21 protein-coding genes are annotated in these 19,838 nt (G+C 71.6%); 4 read left to right on the top strand and 17 right to left on the bottom strand.

The window, feature by feature from the left end; genetic code table 11:
* Positions 1 to 130: 130 nt before the first annotated feature.
* Entirely contained in the window at positions 131 to 430 is a 300-nt protein-coding gene (locus O7632_RS11165; RefSeq protein WP_278113773.1) for a hypothetical protein, read from the bottom strand.
* Between the two features lie 67 nt (positions 431 to 497).
* Between O7632_RS11165 and O7632_RS11160 the strand changes: the two genes are divergently transcribed.
* Positions 498 to 980 carry an AAA family ATPase gene (locus tag O7632_RS11160; protein WP_278113771.1) on the top strand — a complete coding sequence of 161 codons (483 nt, stop codon included), beginning with the start codon at positions 498 to 500 and terminating at the stop codon, positions 978 to 980.
* A gap of 11 nt (positions 981 to 991) precedes the next feature.
* A complete protein-coding gene (locus O7632_RS11155) occupies positions 992 to 1,441 on the top strand; it encodes an NUDIX domain-containing protein (protein WP_278113769.1) in 450 nt (149 codons plus the stop codon).
* Positions 1,442 to 1,708: 267 nt separating this feature from the next.
* Here the strand turns inward: O7632_RS11155 and O7632_RS11150 are convergent, their stop codons facing one another.
* From O7632_RS11150 to O7632_RS11140, 3 genes are all read right to left on the bottom strand, one after another.
* Complete coding sequence (locus O7632_RS11150; protein ID WP_278113766.1) at positions 1,709 to 2,779, bottom strand: TauD/TfdA family dioxygenase; 1,071 nt, start codon at positions 2,777 to 2,779, stop codon at positions 1,709 to 1,711.
* Between the two features lie 165 nt (positions 2,780 to 2,944).
* Entirely contained in the window at positions 2,945 to 3,070 is a 126-nt protein-coding gene (locus O7632_RS11145; RefSeq protein WP_255554102.1) for a hypothetical protein, read from the bottom strand.
* 121 nt (positions 3,071 to 3,191) lie between these two features.
* The gene (locus tag O7632_RS11140) at positions 3,192 to 3,794 is read right to left on the bottom strand and encodes a TetR/AcrR family transcriptional regulator (RefSeq protein WP_278113763.1); all 603 of its coding nucleotides are present in this window, start codon (positions 3,792 to 3,794) and stop codon (positions 3,192 to 3,194) included.
* Positions 3,795 to 3,891: 97 nt separating this feature from the next.
* On the opposite strand from O7632_RS11140, the gene O7632_RS11135 reads away from it, so the two are divergent.
* Positions 3,892 to 4,878, top strand: a complete 987-nt coding sequence (locus O7632_RS11135) for an alpha/beta hydrolase (RefSeq protein ID WP_278113761.1) — start codon at positions 3,892 to 3,894, stop codon at positions 4,876 to 4,878.
* A gap of 128 nt (positions 4,879 to 5,006) precedes the next feature.
* Positions 5,007 to 5,231: an antitoxin VbhA family protein gene (locus O7632_RS11130; protein WP_278113760.1), complete on the top strand. Its 225-nt coding sequence runs from the start codon at positions 5,007 to 5,009 to the stop codon at positions 5,229 to 5,231.
* A 127-nt stretch (positions 5,232 to 5,358) separates the two neighbouring features.
* Here O7632_RS11130 and O7632_RS11125 read toward each other — a convergent pair whose 3' ends face one another.
* The 13 genes from O7632_RS11125 to O7632_RS11065 form a co-directional block, all read right to left on the bottom strand.
* Entirely contained in the window at positions 5,359 to 6,981 is a 1,623-nt protein-coding gene (locus tag O7632_RS11125; protein WP_278113759.1) for an amidohydrolase family protein, read from the bottom strand.
* On the bottom strand, positions 6,978 to 8,969 hold the full coding sequence (locus O7632_RS11120) for an FAD-dependent oxidoreductase (RefSeq protein ID WP_278113757.1): 1,992 nt from the start codon (positions 8,967 to 8,969) through the stop codon (positions 6,978 to 6,980). Before O7632_RS11120 ends, O7632_RS11125 begins: the two co-directional genes overlap by 4 nt.
* Entirely contained in the window at positions 8,969 to 10,483 is a 1,515-nt protein-coding gene (locus O7632_RS11115) for a gamma-glutamyltransferase (protein WP_278113755.1), read from the bottom strand. The genes O7632_RS11120 and O7632_RS11115 overlap by 1 nt, the downstream gene beginning before the upstream one ends.
* A gap of 19 nt (positions 10,484 to 10,502) precedes the next feature.
* Entirely contained in the window at positions 10,503 to 11,135 is a 633-nt protein-coding gene (locus O7632_RS11110) for a cyclase family protein (protein WP_278113753.1), read from the bottom strand.
* Positions 11,136 to 11,205: 70 nt separating this feature from the next.
* On the bottom strand, positions 11,206 to 12,018 hold the full coding sequence (locus O7632_RS11105; protein ID WP_278113752.1) for a creatininase family protein: 813 nt from the start codon (positions 12,016 to 12,018) through the stop codon (positions 11,206 to 11,208).
* 112 nt (positions 12,019 to 12,130) lie between these two features.
* Entirely contained in the window at positions 12,131 to 12,640 is a 510-nt protein-coding gene (locus O7632_RS11100) for a hypothetical protein (protein ID WP_278113750.1), read from the bottom strand.
* Complete coding sequence (locus O7632_RS11095) at positions 12,637 to 13,401, bottom strand: amidohydrolase family protein (protein WP_278113748.1); 765 nt, start codon at positions 13,399 to 13,401, stop codon at positions 12,637 to 12,639. The genes O7632_RS11100 and O7632_RS11095 overlap by 4 nt, the downstream gene beginning before the upstream one ends.
* Positions 13,398 to 14,414 carry an oligopeptide/dipeptide ABC transporter ATP-binding protein gene (locus O7632_RS11090; protein WP_278113746.1) on the bottom strand — a complete coding sequence of 339 codons (1,017 nt, stop codon included), beginning with the start codon at positions 14,412 to 14,414 and terminating at the stop codon, positions 13,398 to 13,400. Before O7632_RS11090 ends, O7632_RS11095 begins: the two co-directional genes overlap by 4 nt.
* On the bottom strand, positions 14,411 to 15,448 hold the full coding sequence (locus tag O7632_RS11085; protein ID WP_278113744.1) for an ABC transporter ATP-binding protein: 1,038 nt from the start codon (positions 15,446 to 15,448) through the stop codon (positions 14,411 to 14,413). Before O7632_RS11085 ends, O7632_RS11090 begins: the two co-directional genes overlap by 4 nt.
* Positions 15,445 to 16,137: an alpha/beta hydrolase gene (locus tag O7632_RS11080; RefSeq protein WP_278113742.1), complete on the bottom strand. Its 693-nt coding sequence runs from the start codon at positions 16,135 to 16,137 to the stop codon at positions 15,445 to 15,447. Before O7632_RS11080 ends, O7632_RS11085 begins: the two co-directional genes overlap by 4 nt.
* A gap of 7 nt (positions 16,138 to 16,144) precedes the next feature.
* Complete coding sequence (locus O7632_RS11075; protein WP_278113740.1) at positions 16,145 to 17,206, bottom strand: ABC transporter permease; 1,062 nt, start codon at positions 17,204 to 17,206, stop codon at positions 16,145 to 16,147.
* On the bottom strand, positions 17,203 to 18,072 hold the full coding sequence (locus tag O7632_RS11070) for an ABC transporter permease (protein WP_278113738.1): 870 nt from the start codon (positions 18,070 to 18,072) through the stop codon (positions 17,203 to 17,205). The genes O7632_RS11075 and O7632_RS11070 overlap by 4 nt, the downstream gene beginning before the upstream one ends.
* A gap of 33 nt (positions 18,073 to 18,105) precedes the next feature.
* Positions 18,106 to 19,752 (bottom strand): ABC transporter substrate-binding protein, encoded by a 1,647-nt coding sequence (locus O7632_RS11065; RefSeq protein WP_278113736.1) that lies wholly within the window; start codon positions 19,750 to 19,752, stop codon positions 18,106 to 18,108.
* Positions 19,753 to 19,838: the final 86 nt, after the last annotated feature.

The raw sequence follows: 19,838 nt of genomic DNA, 5'->3' as shown, positions 1-19,838 counted from the left end.
AACGCCTCGAACGCCTCGACGAGGACGGGCTGGGCATCGGCGGGGAATCCGCGCTCTCGAAGAGCAGTTCCAAGAGCGCGTGCGGTTTCCCCATGATGTTCAGAGCTGTCTTGGTTTTGGACAGTTCGGCCTACAGTCGGGCGTTCTGCCGTTGCAGCCGGGCAAGTTCAGCGTTCTCGGTCTTCTTCGCCGCCCGCGCGGCCGCTTGACGGCGGTCCGTCAGGCCGGCCGCGGCTCCGGCGTCCCGGGCCTTGCGCCAGTCCAGAATGGGTGACCCATACAGCCGTTCCCGGCGCAGGATCGCCCCGCGAGCCGCCGCGTCCGGGGCCGCGTCGTACTCGTCCAGGATCCCGGCTTTGAATTCCGCGCTGAATGTCCGCCGCTGGGGCCGGGCGTCCGGATCAGGGCTCTCACTGGGCTTCGACGTCATGCTGATGATCTCTCCTCGCGACCGTCCAGGAAGAGTGTCAACGGTCAACGGGCTGTCTCATCTAAGCGTGACAGGGAGGGCCCTTCATCGAGGAAACGTCATTCACGGCAAGGGCAACTTCGACCTGACCTGCGAAGTGGACCTGTTCGCCGCGCACCTGTCCACGACGCTGCGCGCCGCCCGCCATCAACAGCTCCTCATCTGCGACAAGACGGTGGTCGACGTTCTCGCCTACGCCCGCATGATCCTCGCCCCCGCACCCGGCAGCCCTGACGCCGCCGTACTCGACGCGATAGCTACGTTCTGCCGCACATGGGCACCTACTACCTACGACGCGGTCTTCTACCTATCCGACCGCTTCGACCATCCCAACGACCCGATGCGAGCCAAGGTCGCCCACCTCCAAGCCGAAACCGCCGAGGCACTCCGCGCAACCTGCGCCAACGTGAACCTACCGCTGACCGACGTGCCCACCGGGATCGACACCGCCGCCCGCGTGGCATGGATCGCCCGGCGGGTCGACCCACTACTACCTGGCACGACCGGCTAACCTCGGCCAGCGTGACCGCCCTCCCCGCGCACCCGGTTGATGTGCTGCTCCTACTCACCCGCGCCGACCATCTCTTACTCGCGCTGCGCGAAGGAACCGGCTACGCGGACGGCCAGTGGAATCTTCCATCCGGGAAGCTGGAGCAAGGCGAACACGCGGTCACCGCCATCGTCCGCGAGGCCGATGAGGAAATAGGTGTGCGCCTCAGCCCTTCGGAGCCACAGTTGGTCACCACGGTGCACCACCGCAACTCCAGCGGCCTCGCCCGCGTCGGCCTCGCCTTCGCCGTGGCCTTCGACCAAAGCCGGCACGGCGAGCCGGTCAACGCCGAACCGCACAAGTGCGCCAAGATCGCATGGTTTCCCGCTGACATGCTGCCGACCAACACCTACCCGTACACCGCCGCCTGCGTAAATGCGTTCCAGGACCGGGCACCTTTCGCACTCAGCGGCTGGTCATAGTTTGGGTTACTTGCGCAGCCCATGCAGGCGCAGTCGTGGCCGCCCAGCTTGGCCGGAGCAAAGCCACCGGCACCGAACGGACGGCTGGCAGACCGCAAGGCACAAGCGACGGATAGATCGTCCCCATTGGCGCGTAACCGCACTCCAGCCCGTTCACGCCACTCAAATTTCATGGCCCGTAGAGCGGATGGCAGGGTTGCAGAAATGCGGGCGGTCCGCCGCGCTACGACTTTGGAGCGCGGCGGACCGTCCACGTATCGGAAGTGGTCAGTTGCCCCACTCGAAGTTCGGCACGACCGCCTCGGCGATCTGGAACCGACCGCCCGGCACCACGTCGGCCGCGCCCCGGTCGGTGACGACGTTCTTGCCGAAGCCGTCCACCAGCGGCCGGCCGACGTCGCGCTTGAGCCACAGCCGCAACAGGTGGCGGCGGCGCTCCGGCTCCGGGAAGTCGACGTAGCCGGTCCGCGAGTGCAGGGCGGCGTAGTTCAGCAGCCACTGCACGTCGCCGGGCTGGAAGTCCATGTCCAGGGCCAGGCCCGGCTCTTGGGCGATCTCGTCGTAGAGGTGCAGCAACTCGATCTGTGCCTCGGTGAGCCGGGGCACCTCCGGGTAGTCCTGCGCCGAGAAGATCATCGAGCTGCCGGCGTACGTGCTGAAGATGCCGTCGACGTAGCTGCAAATCGGCGACAGGTAGGTGTTCGCCGGGGCGTCGTGGTCCTGCTTGTACCAGTCCCAATGCCACGGCTCGAACAGCAGCGGCGCCAGGTCCGGCCGGCGGCGCAGGATCTCGTTGTAGATGGTGGTGCCGCTGACCAGGCTGCTCGCCCCGCCATCCTTCGCCGCGCGCAGGCACATCAGCGCGACCACGTCGGAGCTGTCGGAGTGGAACGGCAGCCGGTCCCGGACCCGCGACGGCAGCGCCGACGGGTCGTCGAGGGTCTTGTTGGAGGTGGCGATGACGTGGTCGAGGACGTCGCCCATCTGGTTCTGCGCCATCGGTACGCCGAGGTGCAGGCCCATCAGGAAGAAGATGGCACCGGCGAGGGTGTCGCCGTACTCCTCGGTGCGCAGCCCGCGCACCAGGATGAAGCCGCGCCCGGAGTCCATCTGCTGCGCGCACTCGGCGTTGAGGCCGGCGCAGACCGGCAGCGGGTAGTCGGCGGCGGTGACCGTACGCAGGTCGGGGTCGTCGGCGACGAACTGCCGGCCGACGGTCTCCAACTCGGTCCGCTCGGCGTCACTGAGCTGGTAGATCCATTCGGTGGTGGTGGCCAGCTCGTCGCCGCGCCAGGCGGACGGGCCGGAGATCGGGGCGAGGTCGATTGCGGTCGTCATGGTGATGCGCTCCGAGGGTCGTCGATTCTGATGGAAGAGAGTTGCCGGTGTCCCGGTGCGACGCGGGTGGCGTCCGCTGTACCGGTGTGTCAGACAGGGTGGCTTCCCGCCGGACCGGCGGCGCACACGTGACGGGTGGGCGACGGGTCGGCGGGACTCTGGAAATCAGAACGGGGTCTGCGGGTCCCCGGCAGCGGTCCCGGGGCGCATGCCCTCGCGCGGCGGGTGGACCCGCAGCGGCTCCTCGTAACCGCGCACCAGCAATCCAGAGCCTTGCGGAACTCGGATCATGGCGTTCTCCTGCGGCTATGTGGTCGTACCGCCAGCCTAAGCCAGCACCGCCTCGACCGTCAACAGAGACGCCGTCTCGCAATATGATCGCTCTGGTCGAGTCGGCGGGTGTACCGGGCCGCTAGCGCAACGACCTGTCGAGCAGGTCGACGAGGGTGTCGGCGGCCCCGACCGCGTCAAACCCGGAATCCGCGAGCCGCTGGGCCACGATCGCGTCGATCGCCCCGTTGACGATCACGGCCGTACTGCGGGAATCGACGTCGGCGCGGTAGTCGCCGGCCGCCTTCGCCGCGTCGATCAGCCCCGCGACCGCCGCCCGGCGACCCCGGTCGTCCGGGCTGTCGGTGATCCCGGCACCAGCGGTGATCGCCTCGATGATCATGCGTGCGTGGTCGGTCCGGGCGGCGAGGTGGCCGACCAGCGTACGGACGTAGGCGTAGAGGGCGGCGGCACTCGAATGGTCCGCCACGGCCGCGCCGACCGCGGTGGTGAGTGCGCCGATCACCGTCTGGTAGGCGGCTCGGACCACCGCGTCCTTGGTCGGGAAGTGGTAGAGCACGGCCGCTTTGGAGACGCCGGCGGCCTCGGCGATCCGGGCCAGCGACGCGCCAGGATACCCGTGCTCGGCGACGAGGTCGATGGTCACCTGGACGAACTGCGCCCGCCGCGCCCGTTCGGTGATCGTCAACGGCTTGCCGACGAGGTCGGGACCGGTTGCTGCCATGGGGCCGAGCTTACCCAACGGGCAAAAATTCTACCGTTTGGTTAGACTTCTGACCGTACGGTAAGTAGCTGACCCGAGCCCTGCCCGGAGGACACCGATGCGCCGTCCACTCCCCCGCCCGCGCCGCCGCTGGCTCGTCGTCGGCGGAGCCGCCCTGATCGCCGCCGTACTCCTGATCGCCGCCTTCGCCATGCGGACCCCCGCACCGGTCGGCTACTTCACCTCGACCGCCGCACACGACCGCTTCCTCGCCGCCTACCGGCAGGCCATGGCGGAGCTGCCGCAGCCTGATCAGACCCTCGACGTACGAACCAGTTACGGCGTGGTGCGGCTCTACCGGTTCACCGGCGCCGACCCGGACGCCGATCCGCTGCTGCTGGTGCCGGGGCGGGCCTCGGCCGCACCGATCTGGGCGGACAACCTGCCCGCGCTGCTGCGGCTGCGCAGCGTCTACACCATCGACCTGCTGGGCGAGCCGGGCATGAGCGTCCAACAGCGGCCGATCGACACGCCCGAAGACCACGCCCAGTGGCTGCACGAGGTGCTGGTCGAGTTGCCGGAGCCGGCCGTCCATCTGGTCGGGCTGTCGATCGGCGGCTGGACCGCGACGAACCTCGTCGTGCACCAGCCGGAGAAGATCGCCAGTGTCACGCTGCTCGACCCGGTCCTGGTCTTCGCCGACCTGTCCTGGCAGGCGATCCTGCGGTCGATCCCGGCCAGCGTCCGCTGGTTTCCCAAGTCCTGGCGCGACGACTTCGCCAGCTGGACCGCCAACGACGCGCCCGTCGAGGACGTACCGGTCGCCCGGATGATCGAAGCCGGCATGCAGACGTACGCGCTGAAGCTGTCGGCACCGCACCGGATCACACCCGAAGACCTGGCCGGGGTACGGACACCGACGCTGGCGCTGCTCGCCAGCGAGTCCCGGATGCACGACACCACCGAGGCGGTGGAGGTCGCCGAGCGCGCGCTGCCCGAAGCGACGGTGATCGTCTACCCGGACGCCTCGCACGCGATCAACGGCGAGCACCCGGACCGGGTCGCCAACGACATCGCCGACTTCCTCGCCGCGTCCGGCCGGTAGGGCGTGGTCCTGGCCATCGCGTCGGGCGTCAGCACGTCGACCCACTACTGCGCCACCGATACCGGCGTACTGAGCAACTGCCCAGTGTTCTCGAACGCTTCCGTAACGGCGACCGTACGCTGGTAGGCGTGGGTTCGCACCGTAAGACCGAGGCTGTCATGGTCCCGGTGGAGGTCTTCGACGAGCTGACTGGCGAGCGGGCCCGGTCACTGACTCAGGCGGCGGCCTCAGCGCGGGCTGAAGGGCTGACGGCGAACGCCGACGTCGAGACCGTCATGGAGCGGTGGACTCGCGGCGAGATCAGCGATGAGCAGATGCGCGATCTGGTCCGGCGGCTCTACGGTGCGGCGTGATCGTCGATCCGTACCTCGATCCGGCGACGGGGGTGTGCTGCGCAACCGGCCGGGAATCCCAGGCCCGGCGCAGCTGGTGAGCCCGTGACGCGGTCAACAGTCGTCGAGGTCTGCGCGAGAGCCCGCCTCACTCCACCGTGTAGCAGACCTCGCCGGCGACCACGGTGGCCAGTACGGTGCCGGTGAGCAGCGCGTCGGCGTCCGGGGTGAGCGGGTCGACGTCGAGCACGGCCAGGTCCGCCGGCTCGCCGACCCGCAGCACGCCGCCGCCCCAGCCAGCCCGGAGGTTGCCGGCGACCCGCGCCGCACCGGTGGTGAACATGGCGAGGGCCTCGGCGGCGGTCACCGCCTGATCCGGCCCGAGCGGCTCGTCGCGGCCCCGGACCCGACGGGTGCGGGCCTGCCAGATGCCGTGCAGCACCGACATCGGCGGTCCCGGCCCGTCGGAGCCGCCACCGACCGTCACCCCGGCGTCCAGCCAGGACCGTAGGGGGTTGGCGGCTGCGGCGGCCGGCTCGCCGAGCCGTTCGATCAGGTTGAGCCCGAACGCCCACTGCAGCGCCGGATGCGCCGACACCGGCACACCGAGCCGGCGGGCGGTCGCCATCGCCACCGGCCCCGGTCCGAGGTAGGCGTGGATCAGGTGGAAGCCCAGTCCGGCGATCGGCGTACCGGCCGCAGCCTCGGCGAAGACCGACAGGGTCAGGTCGATCGCGGCGTCACCGACGGCGTGCACGCCGACGCCCCGACCGTGCGCGGCCGCCGCCGCGCAGTGCGCCCGCAGCGTCTCGGTGCGCAGGCTCTGGTTGCCGTGGTAGCCGTCGGTGCCCGGCCACGGCGACGAGCGCAGCGCGGTGCCGAGGGACCCGCCGCCGTCGAGGAACAGCTTCGTCGGCCCGGCGCGCAACAACGCGGGTGCGGCGCGGTCAAGATCAAGTTCATCGAGGGTACGCCGAATCCGCGCGTCGTCGACGTCGTCGCCGCCGAGCGGCATCGCGACGGTACGCAGCCGCAGCGCACCGGAGCGCCCGGCAGCGGCGTACGCGGCCAGTTCGGCGGCCGGCACCGCCGGATCGACGGCGGTGGTGATGCCGTGGGCGAGCAGTTCCGCCTGGCCGGCGGTGATCCAGTCGATCCTCGTACCCTGGTCCGGCTCCGGAACAACGGCACGGACCAGGGCGACCGCCGGGTGTTCGACGAGCAACCCGGTCGGGGTGCCGTCGGCGTACCGGTCGATCCGTCCGCCCGGCGGGTCCGGGGTGGCGGCGGTGATCCCGGCCAGCCGCAGCGCGGTCAGGTTGGCGATCCCGTCGTGGCCCTTGCGGTCCAGCAGCACCGGCCGGCCCGGGGCGGCGGCCTCCAGTTCGGCGGCCGACGGCAGGCGGCGTTCGGCCAGGTCACCTGGGTCGAAGCCGGCGTCGGCCTCGATCCACCGGCGAGTGGGATGCCGGCGGGCGTACGCGGTGATCCGGTCGCAGACGTCGCGGACGCTGGTCGCGTCGTCGAGGCCGACCCGGGCGGCGGCCCGGCCGGCCCAGATCAGGTGCACGTGGCTGTCGACGAAGCCGGGCAGCACGATCCCGCCGGACGGAGCGAGCTGCGGCGTACCGGTGGGGACGGCGTCTCGGACGGCGCGCAGGTCGCCGACGGCGACGATCCGACCGGAGCGCACCGCCACGGCCTCGGCGCGCGGAGCGGCCGGGTCCAGCGTGTGCACGTCGCCGACGACGAGCAGGTCACCGTCGGTCACGATGCCACCTGCCGGGTCGCCAGTGCCTCGTGCAGCGTACGGGCGGTGTCCGCCCCGGCGTGCACGGCGTCGTGCAGCCGCGCCGGGCGCAGCGCGTCGCCGCAGCGAAGCACCGGACGCCCGGCGGCGACCAGTCCGGCGGCGTCGGACAGGTCGTGGCGGGGCTCGCGGCCGACCGCCGCGACGATCAGCCCGGCCGGCAGAGCCTCGCCGTTCACCCGTACCCGCCGCGTGTTGATGATCGTGGCCCGGCCGCCGAGCACGAGCCGGACGCCGAGGGAGGCGAGCAGGTCGGTCCAGGTCGGCGGGTCGTCAGGGGGTTCGGTGTCGAGCACCCGGGTGGTGTCGCCGATCAGCGTGACGTCGGCACCCCGGCGAGCCAGCGCGGCAGCGGTGCTGGTGCCGGTCCGGCCGGCCCCGATCACCAGCACCGGACCGTCGGACGGCGGCGGCACCGTGCCGCGCAGCACGTCGAGCGCCGGTACCACGCCGGGCAGCACCAGTTGGTCGCTGCCGGTGGCGACGAGCAGCCCGGCCCACTGGCCGCCCAGCTCACCGGGGTGCAGCGGGGCGTCGACGACCTCGACGTCGCTGGCCGCCAGCCGGCCGGTCAGCCACCTCAGGTACGGATTGAAGCTGTCGTGCACTCCGCTGTCCACAGCGTCCCGCAGGGCACCGCCGAGCCGGCCGCCGGTGTACAGCCGGACCCGATGGCCGTGCTCGGCGAGGGTGTTGGCGGCTTCCAGACCGGCCGGGCCGGCCCCGGCGACGATCACCGGACGATCCAGCGTGGACCGGGGCGGCGGGGTGGGGGGCGGCCGGGTCAGCGCCGGGTTGACGGTGCAGGCGACCGGACGGCCGATCAGGGCGGCGCGGGCGTGACAGCCGTCGTTGCCGCGTACGCAGGGGCGGATCCGTTCGGTGGCACCGCCCAGGGCTTTCGCGGCCCAGTCGGGGTCGGCGAGGAACGCCCGGCCGAGTGCGACCAGGTCGGCGCTGCCGTCCCGGATCAGCGTGGCGGCCCGCACCGGATCGGTGATGCCGCCGCAGGCGATGACCGGTAGCCCGTGGCCCCGCAGTTCGCGGGCCGACCGCCAGGCGGCACCGGGTGGCACGGCGGCCGGCGGCACCTGCCGTACCCGCGTCTCGTGGTTGCCCGACGACACGTGCACGGCGTCGACGTGGCCGGTGGCGGCCAGGGTCCGGACCAGGGCGGCGGTTTCGGCGAGCTCTTGGCCGCCGGGTTCGTGGTCGCGGTCGGACAGCCGTACGGTCAGCGCCACCTCGGCGGGTAGCGCGGCCCGGCAGCGGGCGACGACCTCCAGCAGGATGCGGCGGCGTCGGACCGGGTCGCCGCCGTAGCCGTCGCGGCGCCGGTTGGTGTGCGGAGAGAGGAACCCGGCGAGCAGATAGCCGTTGGCGGCCTGGATCTCCACCAGTCGGAACCCGGCCCGCGCGGCGCGGCCGGCGGCCCGGCCGAAGTTGTCGACGACCTCGGCGATCTCGTCGACGGTGATCGCGCGGGGGCGCAGCCCGAGCCGGCGTTCGATGGTCGGCCACGGCACCGCCGAGGCGGCGACGGCTTCGCCGGGCAGGGTCCGCTGTCGGCCGGCGTGGGCGAGTTGCAGACCAGGTACCCCGACGTGGGCGGTGATCCGCTCGGCGACGGTGGCGAGCACGGCGGCGTGGTCGTCGCTGGCGATGCTGAGGTGACCGGGGAAGCCACGGGCGGCGCCGTCGTCGATCGCGGTGAACTCCACGATGGTCAACGCGGCACCCCGGCCGACCCGCGCGTAGTGGTCGAGGTGCCACGGTTGGGCGAACCCGGCGGCGTCGGCCGCCCCGGTCGAGGTGGGTGCCTTGACGATCCGGGACCGCAGCGCGACCGGCCCGAGCCGGTACGGGCTGGCGAGCACCGTGGCTGCTTCGGCCGCGGCTGGCGTCGCCGCAGCGGCCGCGTCCGGTGTCGCTGTTTCGGCTGGCTCCATCAGCCGCTCCGCAGCACTCGCGCGGCACCGTCGGCGCGGGGGTCGCTGGCCGCGTCGAGACCGGCCTGGGTGAGCCGGGCGAGCTGGACGTGCCCGGCGTCGTCGTGGCGCTGCGGCAGCCGCACCACCCGCAGGCCGAGGTCGGCGGCGGTGGCCGCCAGCGCGTCGGCGGCCGGCGTGTCGGGTTCCAGCAGCAGGCTCGGCTGGGCCTGGCCGACGTCGCGGACGCCGATCACCCAGCGGGACCGGGCGAGCAGCCCGGCCGGGTCGCCGGTCGTCAGCGCCTCGGCGGCAACCTGGGCGAGGATCCACGGCTGGGCCCGGCCGCCCTGGCAGCCGAGGGCGACGACCCGGTCCGGTCCGGTGGCGATCGACGGGCAGAGGGTGTGCGGCGGGCGGGCTCCGGGGCGCAGCCGGCCAGGATGGGTCGGGTCGAGGCTGAACACCGAGCCCCGGTTGTGCAGCACCAGACCGGTGTCGGGTTCGCAGATGCCGGCACCGAAGGTCTGGAACACGCTCTGGATGAGGGTGACGGCGGTGCCGTCACTGCCGACGGCGGTGACGGCGACGGTGTCCCCGGCTGGCTTCGGCGAGGCCGGCGAGGCCGGGCGGTCCGGGTGGTCGGCGCGCAGCAGCAGTCCGTCGAGGTCGATCGGATTCATCCGAGGGTCACCGAGCAGGGCGTCGCGGCGCTGCGCGGCGCGGTAGGCGGTGTGCAGCGTGCCCGCCGGTCCGCCGTCGGGAGCAGTGAGCATTGCCAGCAGGGTGGCTCCCTGGCTGGGCGGCGGAGCGACCGACCAGGTCACCCCGGAGCCGGTGGTGTGGCGCAGCGGGTCGGCCAGCTCGGCTTCGTGTCCGGCGAGGTCGGCGGCGGTCAGCGGGCTGCCGAGCGCGGCCAGCCCGACGGCCAGCCGTTCGGCGAGCTCACCCTGGTAGTAGTCGCGCCAGTCGGCACCGACCGCGCCGAGGGTGCGGGCCAACGCGGGTTGGCGCAGCACCGCGCCGGCCGGCAGCGGCGCCCCGTCGCCGTCGAGTAGCAGGGCGGCCAGGCCGGGATCGGCACGGACCACGTCCCACCGGCGGACGATCGCGGCGGCCAGGCCGGGGCTCACCGGTACGCCGCCGGATGCCAACTCGACCGCCGGCGCGACGATCCGGGCCAACGGCAGCTGGCCGCCGAGTTCGGCGAGCGCCGCCCAGCCGGCCACGACGCCGGGCACGGTGACGGTGAGCGGCCCGATCGGTGGCATCCGGTCCCCGGCAGCGCGTAGCGCGGCCACGTCGATGCCGGCGGCGGCCGCGCCGACCGACATCACCGCCCGCACCCTTTCGGCCGGGGTACGGATGAGGGCGATCAGGTCACCCCCGGCGGAGCACTGGTGCGGGTAGGCGACGGTGAGCGCGGCTGCCGCGGCCAGGGCGGCGTCGACCGCGCCACCGCCGGCCGTGACGATGTCGGCGGCGGCGTCGAGGGCGGCGGGATGCGGTGCGGCGAGCGCGATGTCGAGCGTCATCTGACAAGTCTCGCCGGTGTCAGTCTCGGTCGATCAGGATCGTCCGGGCGAACGCGCCATCGGCGTCGACCAGCTTGGTCGGTAGGCAGACGAGTTCGTACTCCCCCGCCGGGACGGCGTCCAGGTCGGCGTTCTCCAGGATGATCACGCCGGCACCGAGCAATGCGTGGTGGGCGTCCCAGGTGTCGGTGCGCTGGTGGCTTTCGATGGTCAGGTAGTCGATGCCGATCAGGGCCACCTGCTGCTCGATCAGCCAGCGGGCGGCTTCCGGGCTGAGCCCGACCCACGACTCGGCGCGTTCGGTTTCGCGCAGCGGCCCGGCCGAGTTGGCGGTCTTGAGCAGGATCCGTTTCGCGCCGGACACTCCGGCGGCGACCAGGTGCGCGACGGTGACGTCACCGTCGACGCCGGTCAGGTCGGCGACGGTCGCCGGGCCGACCAGGGTCTCCAGCGGCACCTGGTCGATCGGGGTGGCGCCGTCGACGAAGTGCGCCGGGGCGTCGACGTGGGTGCCGGTGTGTGCGCCGAGCCGCCACCGGGTGACGTTGGACGGGTCGCCGTTGGCCAGCGACTCGACGATCTCCACTTCGGGTTTACGACCCCAGTGCAGCATCTTCGGGTGGATCGGCAGGGTGATGTCGTAGATCTTCACGCGGGGTGCTCCTTCGCGACGCCGGTCAGGCCGGTGGGCGGGACGGTCAGGGCCGGTGGGCGACAGACGGTCAGGGCCGGTGGGTGGGGTCGGGCCAGGGTTCCCGTACGGCTGCGGCCACCGCCCGCGCGGTGGTGGCCACGCAGCGGTCGTACTCGGCGCGGCCGTGCTCGGCGGTGGCGTCGGCGACGTCGCGGCCCCACACGCCGGTGTCGCTGACCTGGTCCATCCGGTAGTCCCAGAACGAGTCGACGTCGCGGTGCGAGGTGGCCCTGTCCATCCGGACCAGGTCCGGGTAGAGGTGGAGCATCACCGAGGTCTCGAAGTAGTTGGCGTGCATCAGTCCGCGCCCGTGGTAGACGTGCCCGTCGACCTCCGGGCCGGGGTACATGGTGACGTATGCCAGGGACCGCACCCGCGCGTCGCGGTGGCGTACCCGCAGCTTTTCGGCCGAGACGTCGAGCGACCCGCTGTTCCACATGTGTCCGTTGAACAGAACGAACTGCCGGACGCCGCTGGCGTGCAGCGAGTCGATGACGTCTTCGACGACGGCGATCAGGGTTTCCGGGCGCAGCGCGATGGTACCGGCGAAGTCGCCGTGTGAGGCGGAGACGCCGAAGCCGATCGGTGGCACCACCGGTACGCCGGTGAGCGCGGAGACGTCGCGGGCGATGGCGTCACAGATCAGGGTGTCGACGGCGAGCGGCAGGTGCGGGCCGTGCTGTTCGGTGGCACCGACCGGGATGATCACCGCGTCGACGGCGGTGGCGGTCTGACCGGCGTCCGGCCAGGTCAGGTCGGCCCAGGTGACCGGGGTGCCGGGGCCGCCGAGTTCGGCGGCGAGCGCCGCTCGGTCGAGGTCGGGATGGGACGGTACGGACACGGGTTTGTCTCCTCACGAGTCGCCGGACCACGCGGTCGGCGATCGACGGTCGGCGGTCACCCTCCGGTGATCGACGGTCGGCGGTCACCGAGCGGCGGTCACCGGACAGTGGTCACCAGGCGCGGCGGGTCTTCTCCGGTAGCAGGTCGATGGCGTCCATGGCGGTGACGCCACCGTCGACTCCGGTGATCCAGACCCGGGTCTGCGGGCTGTAGTCGCTGATCAGTTCGCGGCACACCCCGCACGGGGCGATGATCCGGAACCGGCCGGCGGGTTTGATCTGCACGGACACGACGCTGTCGACGGTCAACGGCTCACCGGCGGTGAGTGCGGCGCGGGCCGCGCCGAGGGCGACGCCTTCGGCGCAGATGGAGCTGCGCCGGCAGGAGCCTTCCAGGTGGACGCCGGTGTGGATGGCACCGTCCGGGGTGCGCAGCGCGGTGGCGACTTCGTGTCGGCCGGCGACCCACACGCGCAGCAGTAGTCGCTGGGCGACGTCGAGCAGTTCGATGTCGGCCGGGGTCATGTCGGCCGGCGGCGGCACCGGGTCGACGTCGTCGCGCCGACCCGCGTCCCCGACGTCGTGGCGCCGACCCGCGTCCCCGACGTCGTCGCTGGTCACGGGGCGATCCCGAGCAGTTTGGCCATGTTGCCGCCCTCGACGAGGGCGCGGTCGGCGGCGTCGGGGATCGCTTTGGCGATCTTCATCCGTTCCAGGTCGAAGTCGGAGCCGGGCCATTCGCTGCCGAGCAGGATCTTGTCCGGGCCGAGTCGGGCGTAGGCGCGTCGGACGTCGCTGATCAGCGTGGCCGATGTCTCCAGGTAGATGTGCGGGTTGCGTTCGGCGACGATGATTGCCTCCGGGACGTTCCACACCGCACCCATATGGGCGATGATCGTCGGCACCTGCGGGTGGCCCTTGGCGATCTCCTCGATGGCCAGTGGCGCACAGAACGCGTCGTCGAGGGCGTTGATCAGCACCATCAGCCCGTGTTCGGCACAGGCGTCGAAGACCGGGTCGAGCAGCCCGTGGTCGGCCACGTGGTAGCCGTGCAGGCTCGGATGCAGTTTGAGCCCTTTGAGGCCGGCGTCGGCGATCCGGGCGATCTCGTCGAGCGCGTCGTCGTCGGCCGGGCGGACCTGACCGAAGCCGAACAGCCGGTCCGGGTGGGCCGTGGTCAGGCCGATGATGAAGTCGTTCTCGATCCGCTGGGCCAATGAGCAGACCATCGCCATGTCGACGCCGGCGGCGTCCATCCGGTCGAGGATGCGGCGTGGGTCGAACGGCGTGTACGGGGGCGGGGCCTGACCGGGCCGGGCACCGGTCAGATAGTCCGAGCGGCCCCGTACGTCCTGGGTGGTGTTGTATGCGTCGATGATCATCGTGGTGCGCCTCCGGAGGTGGTGGTGACGGTCGACGGCGCTGGAACGTTCTCCGGCACCAGTGGCAGGTGGCAGCGGACGGTGCGGTCCGGCGCGAGCTGCCGCAGCGCCGGGGGTTCGGTGCGGCAGCGGTCGACGACGTACCGGCAGCGGGTGTGGAACAGGCAGCCGGCCGGCGGGTGCGCCGGGTCGGGCAATTCGCCGGCGAGCACGATGCGTTCCCGGCCGGGGCCGCGGTCCAGCGTCGGTACGGCGGACAGCAACGCCTCGCTGTACGGGTGGGCCGGTCCGGCGAAGAAGGCGTCCCGGTCCGCGATCTCGATGATCTCGCCGAGGTACATGACGGCGATCCGGTCGGCGATGTGCCGCACCACGCCGAGGTCGTGCGAGATGAACAGCATGGTCAGGCCGCGCTCGCGGGTCAGGTCGGCGAGCAGGTTGACCACCTGCGCCTGGATGGAGACGTCGAGGGCGGAGACGGGTTCGTCGGCGACGATGAACCGGGGCGACGGGGCGAGCGCCCGGGCGATACCGATGCGTTGGCGCTGCCCGCCGGAGAATTCGTGCGGCCGGCGGCGGCCGGCGTCGCGGCCGAGTCCGACGAGGTCGAGCAGGTCGTCGACGGCGCGGGCGGCCTCGGCCCGGCTGACGCCCCGACCGCGCCGCAGCGGTTCGGCGACGATGTCGGCGATCCGCCGGCGCGGGTTGAGCGAGCTGAACGGGTCCTGGAAGACCATCTGCAGGTCGGCGCGGGTCTGCCGGAACACGGTACCGCGCAGTCCGGTGATCTCCTTGCCGAGCAGCCGGATGCTGCCGGCGGTCGGTTCGGTGACCCGCAGGATGGCCCGGCCGAGTGTGGACTTGCCGCAACCGGACTCGCCGACCAGGCCGAGGGTTTCGCCGTCGCGGATTTCCAGGTCGACGTCGCGGACGGCGCGGACCGGGTCGCCGCCCCGGCCGGGGTATTCGACCCGCAGTCCGGTCAGCTGGATCAGCGGCAGGCTGCTGGTCATCGCGGGCCTCCCGATTGCGCCGGGGTGCGCGCGGCGGCGCGGGTCGGCGCGTCGAGCAGGCAGGCGTCGAGGTGGGCGGGGTCGCCGTACCGGCGGGTCAGCTCGGGTGGCGCGGTGTGACAGGCATCGTGGACGAAGGCGCAGCGCGGGGCGAAGCCGCAGCCGGGCGGGCGGGTGACGCCGGTGAGCGGGCTGCCGGGGATGGCCGGCAGTCGGTCGGCGACCGGCTCGTCGACACGGGGCACCGAGTGCAGCAACCCCATCGTGTACGGGTGCTGCGGGTCGTACAGCACCTGGTCGCGGGTGCCCTGCTCGACGATGCGCCCGCCGTACATGACGGCGACCCGGTCGGCGACCTCGGCGACGACGCCGAGGTCGTGGGTGATCAGCACGATGGAGGTGCCGTGTTCGGCCTGCAGCCGTTTGAGGGTGGCCAGCACCTGGGCCTGGATGGTGACGTCGAGGGCGGTGGTGGGTTCGTCGGCGATCAGAACGGTCGGGTCGTTGGCCAGCCCGATGGCGATCATCACGCGCTGGCGCATCCCGCCGGAGAGCTGGTGCGGGTAGGCGCGGGCGTTGCGGGTCGGGTTGGCGATGCCGACGTCGGCCAGCAGCTCCTCGGCCCGCTGCCAGGCCCGTGCCCGGCCGACCCGCTGATGGGTACGGATCATCTCGGCGACCTGTCCGCCGGCCCGGTGCAGCGGGTTGAGGGCGGCGAGGGCGTCCTGGAAGACCACCGAGACGTCCCGGCCCCGGACCTGGCGCAGCGCGGCTTCGCTGGCGGCGACCAGGTTCTGGCCGTTGAAGTCGACGTCGCCGGTGATGTGGGTGCCGGGTGCCCGGTTGAGTCCGACCAGGCTCATCGCGAGGGCGGACTTGCCGGATCCGGATTCGCCGACCAGGGCGAGGATCTCCCCGGCGTACAGGTCGAGGTCGACGCCGGCGACGGCGGGCAGCCGGCCGGCCGGTACGTCGAACTCGACCCGCAGCCCGCGTACGGTCAGCACGGGTCGGGTCGGTGGCGGGGAGGTCACCGGGGCACCTTGGTGAGGCTGGCGGCGGCCTGTTCGACCAGGTCGGCGACTTCCCGGGGCCAGACCCGGGGGGTGAAGTGGCTGCCGGCGATCTCGCTGACGGTGGCGCCGGCGCGGGCCGCCATGTCGCGTTGGGTGTCCGGGCGCAGCGTCTTGTCATCGGCGGCGACCAAATACCAGGCGGGTGTGGTCCGCCAGGCCGGTACGCCGGTCGTCTCGGCGAAGATGGCGTTGGCGCTGGGCCGGGAGTCGGCGTCGAAGCTGGCCCGTTCGTCCTCGGGTACGTCCCAGCCGATCTCGGCCCAGTATTCGGGGCTGTGGTCGGAGGCCCATTCGCCGTCGGGTCCGCGCCGCATGTGCCGGCTGACCTCGGCGGGCGGGTAGCGGGCGATGATGTCCTGCACCGATTCGCCTTCGTCGGGGGCGAAGGCGCAGACGTAGACCAGGCCGGCCACCCGGTCGTCGCGGCCGACGTTGGTGATCACCACACCGCCGTACGAGTGGCCGACCAGCAGCACCGGGCCGGCGCAGTCGTCGAGGACGGCGGCGGTGTTGGCGACGTCGGCGTGCAGGGAGAGCATCGGGTTGGTGACCAGGTGCACCTGGTGGCCGGTGGCGCTCAGCAGCGGCGCGACGCGTGACCAGGTGCTCGGGGTGCCGCCGGCACCGTGCACCAACACTATATCCATGATGGACTCATCCCTTTCGCAGGCGTGGGTCGAGGACCAGGTAGAACAGGTCGATCGCGGCGTTGACCAGTACGAACAGCAGCGCGATCGCCAGCGCGGCGCCCTGCACCACCGGGTAGTCGCGTTGCAGCACCGAGCTGACCAGCAGGTTGCCGACGCCGGGGTAGGAGAAGACGGTCTCGGTGATGACCGAGCCGCCGAGCAGCGAGCCGAACTGCAGGCCGAGCACGGTCACGATCGGCAGTCCGGCGTTGCGCAGCACGTGCCGGCGCAGGATGGTCCGCTCCCGCAGCCCTTTCATCCGGGCGGTCCGGACGAAGTCGTCGCCGAGGACCTCCAGCACCGAGGCGCGCACGATCCGGGTGATGAAGCCGGCCATCGCCAGCGCGAGGGTGGTGGCCGGCAGGATCAGGTACTGCAGCCACGGCCAGACCAGTTCGGGTCGGTCCTGCAGGATCGCGTCGAGCAGCACGAAGTTGGTGGTGGGCCGGTAGTCGAGCTGGCTGGGCAGCCGACCGATCACCGGCATCCAGCGCAGCCACACCCCGAAGATCACGATGCTGAGTACGCCGAGCGCGAACCAGGGCAGCGAGAAGCTGACGGTGGCGACCGACCGGGTGGCGGTGTCGACCCAGGTGTCCTTGCGCAGCGCGGCGATCACCCCGGTGATCACCCCGATGAGTACGGCGATCGCCATGGCGGCGACGGTCAACTCGATGGTGGCCGGCAACGCTCCGCCGAGCAGGGTCAGCACGCTGTTGCCGCCGTAGAAGGAGGAGCCGAGGTCGAGCCGAAACAGGTCCCCGAGATAGCCGAGGTACTGCTCCCACAGCGGGCGGTCCAGGCCGAACGCCGCGTTGATCCGGGCCTCGTTGGCCGAGATCTGCTCGGCGGTGAGCCCCTGGGTCCCGCTGACCGCGAGGGTGGAGGCCGGGGAACCGGGGAGCCGGCGTACCGCGACGAACACCAGGGAGGCGAGGATCAGCAGCACCATCGGCACCGAGGCGAGGCGCCGTACGGTGAGCATGGGTAGCGAGCGACCGCGTAGCAGGCGGATCATCGCCGTCATCGCCGCCTCCTCGGATCCAGGGCGTCGCGCAGGTCGTCGCCGACGAAGTTGCTGGCGACCACGAAGATCAGGGTCAGCGCGGCGGGGAGCACCACCAGGCGCGGCGCGGTGTAGATGAACTCCTGCCCGGCCTGCACCATGTATCCCCAGTCCGGGGTGGGTGGCTGGATTCCGAGTCCCAGGTAGGACAGGCCGGCGGCGAATCCGGCCGCGACCGACAAGGTCATCACGATCTGGGCGAGCATGGGGCCGGCGATGTTCGGCAGGATCTCCTGGACCATGATCCGTGGTGACCGCGTGCCGCCGAGCCGGGCGGCGAGCACGTAGTCGCGGGACGCTTCCCGGGCGGTCAAGGCGCGGGCGAGGCGGGCCAGGCCGGGGGCGAGCGCCACGCCGACGCCGAGCGAGAGGCTGCGCATGCCCGGCCCGCTGGCGGCGACCACCAGGATGATCAACAACATGGAGGGGAACGCCAGGCCGATGTCGGTGACCCGCATCAGCAGCTGCTCCCACCGGCCACCGAGGTAGCCGGCGAGCAGCCCGACCGTGGTGCCGAGCAGCGCGGCCAGGGCGGTGGCCAGGAAGGCGACCAGGAGCAAGGGCCGGGCACCGTACACCAGCCGGGCCAGGAAGTCCCGGCCGAGGTCGTCGGTGCCGAGTGGGTGTCCGGCGGTGCCGAACCCGGCCAAGGTCACGTTGGTCTGCCGCTCCGGGTCGGCACCGATCAGCAGTGGTCCGACCACGGCGACCAGGATGAAGCCGATCAGCACCAGCCAGGAGATCGCGGCCAGCCACGATCGGGCGATGGACCGCCGCCCGTAGGCGGCTGCCCATCGCCCGATCGGCCGCGTCCCGGCGACCGTCACCGTCGCTCCGGCGGGGTCGGTGCAAGGGCCCACTCAGACACTGGCGTTCTCCATGAAGCAGCGGTGGCTGCCGAGGGCGGCGACGTTGGCGCCTTCGACGTTGGCGCCGGTCACCACCGGGTTGGCGGAGTAGGCCAGCATCGACAGCACCATGTACTGCTCGGCGAAGCGGCGCTGGATGTCGCTGTAGGCGGCGGTGCGCTCGTCACCGTTGGGCAGGTTCTTGGCGGCGTAGAGATCGTCGGCGAAGGCCTCGGAGCCGGGCAGGGTGTTGAACCCGGAGGTGAAGTCGCCGTAGACCCCGGAGGGCAGGCCCATCGCGCCGATCATGTTGTCGGGATCCGGGATGTAGGAGTTGCGTTCCCAGATCATCAGCTCGTGGAACGGGTCGTCGGGGTCGAGCAGCCGGCTGAAGTAGGTCGCCGGGTCGACCGAGTCGCTGACCACGGTCAGCCCGATGTCGGTGAGGTTCTGGGCGACGATCTGCGCGGCCCGGGGGTGCCAGGAGTCGCTGGCGGCCATCAACGCGACCTGCCGCCCGGTCGCGCCGGCGGCGTCGATCAGCCGGCGGGCCTCGTCCGGGTCGTACGGGCTCAGGTCGGCCAGGCTCGGGTCGTGTCCGTTCTGCGACGGCGGGATGGTGTAGCCGACGGGTAGCGCGCCGATGCCGAAGAACGCCTGGGAGATGATCGCTTCCCGGTCGATCGCCATGTTGATCGCCTGGCGGACCTCCAGCTCGGGAATCCGCCGGGCGTCGATCATCATCATCGCGTCGAAGCTGTACGGCGTCTCGTGGAAGGTGACCGCGTCGTCGGCCTTAAGCTGCTCGACCGCCGAGTACGGGGTGAACTGGGTGGCCGACAGGTCGCCGCTGAGCAGGGAGCTGACGATGGTCGACGGATCCTGGACCTGTTGCAGCACCAGCCGGTCGATCGACGGGCGGCCGCCCCGGTAGTCCTCGAACGCGGTCAGCACGACCTGCTGCCCGGCGGTGGCCGAGGAGAACTGGAAGGGTCCGGTGCCGACGAGGTTCTTGCCGATGTCCGCGCCGTACTCGTCCAGGGCCGCTGTGGAGATGATCCGGCCACCGATGTCGGACAGCCGGTTGAGCACGGTGGCGTCCGGTCGGGTGAGCACCATCTCGACGGTGTGGTCGTCGACGGCGGTCAGTGACGCGACGTTGGCGCCGAGGCTGTTGAGCGGGCGCGACGCGCCCTCGGGCAGGGTCGGGTCGTCGGGGTTGAACTGCCGGCCCAGGCTGGCCAGCACGTCGGCCGAAGTGAAGGGGGTGCCGTCGTGGAAGGTCACCCCTTGGCGCAGGTTGAAGGTATAGGTCAGCCCGTCGTCGGAGATGTCCCAGCTCTCGGCGAGGTCGGGTTGCGGGTCGTTGGTCTCGAAGGAGATGAAGGTCAGCCCGCGGCAGATGCAGTCGACGGCCATCCAGTCGCCCAGTGAGGTGTAGAAGGCGGGATCGTTGACCGCGCTCGTGGCGTCGATCCCGAGGGTCAGCGTGCCGCCGCCGCTGGTCGAACCGTCGCTGTCGTCGTCACCGTCGGAGGCGACACCGCAGGCCGCGAGCAGGCTGCTGGCACCGAATCCGAGGCCGAGCAGTCCGGCTCCGCGCAGCATGGCGCGCCGGGACACGAGGTGGTGTGGGAGTTTGCGTGAATCGTCCGACATAGTGCGCTCCTCGGCAGGGTATGGGACGAAGCTGGATTTAATTTCGATAAGATTGGATCCAAAACCAGGATGATCGGTACCCAATT

This window comes from Solwaraspora sp. WMMD406 (assembly GCF_029626025.1).
Lineage (GTDB): Bacteria > Actinomycetota > Actinomycetes > Mycobacteriales > Micromonosporaceae > Micromonospora_E.
The sequence above is the reverse complement of the archived record's forward strand: the minus strand, read 5'-3'. Positions and strand labels throughout refer to the sequence as shown.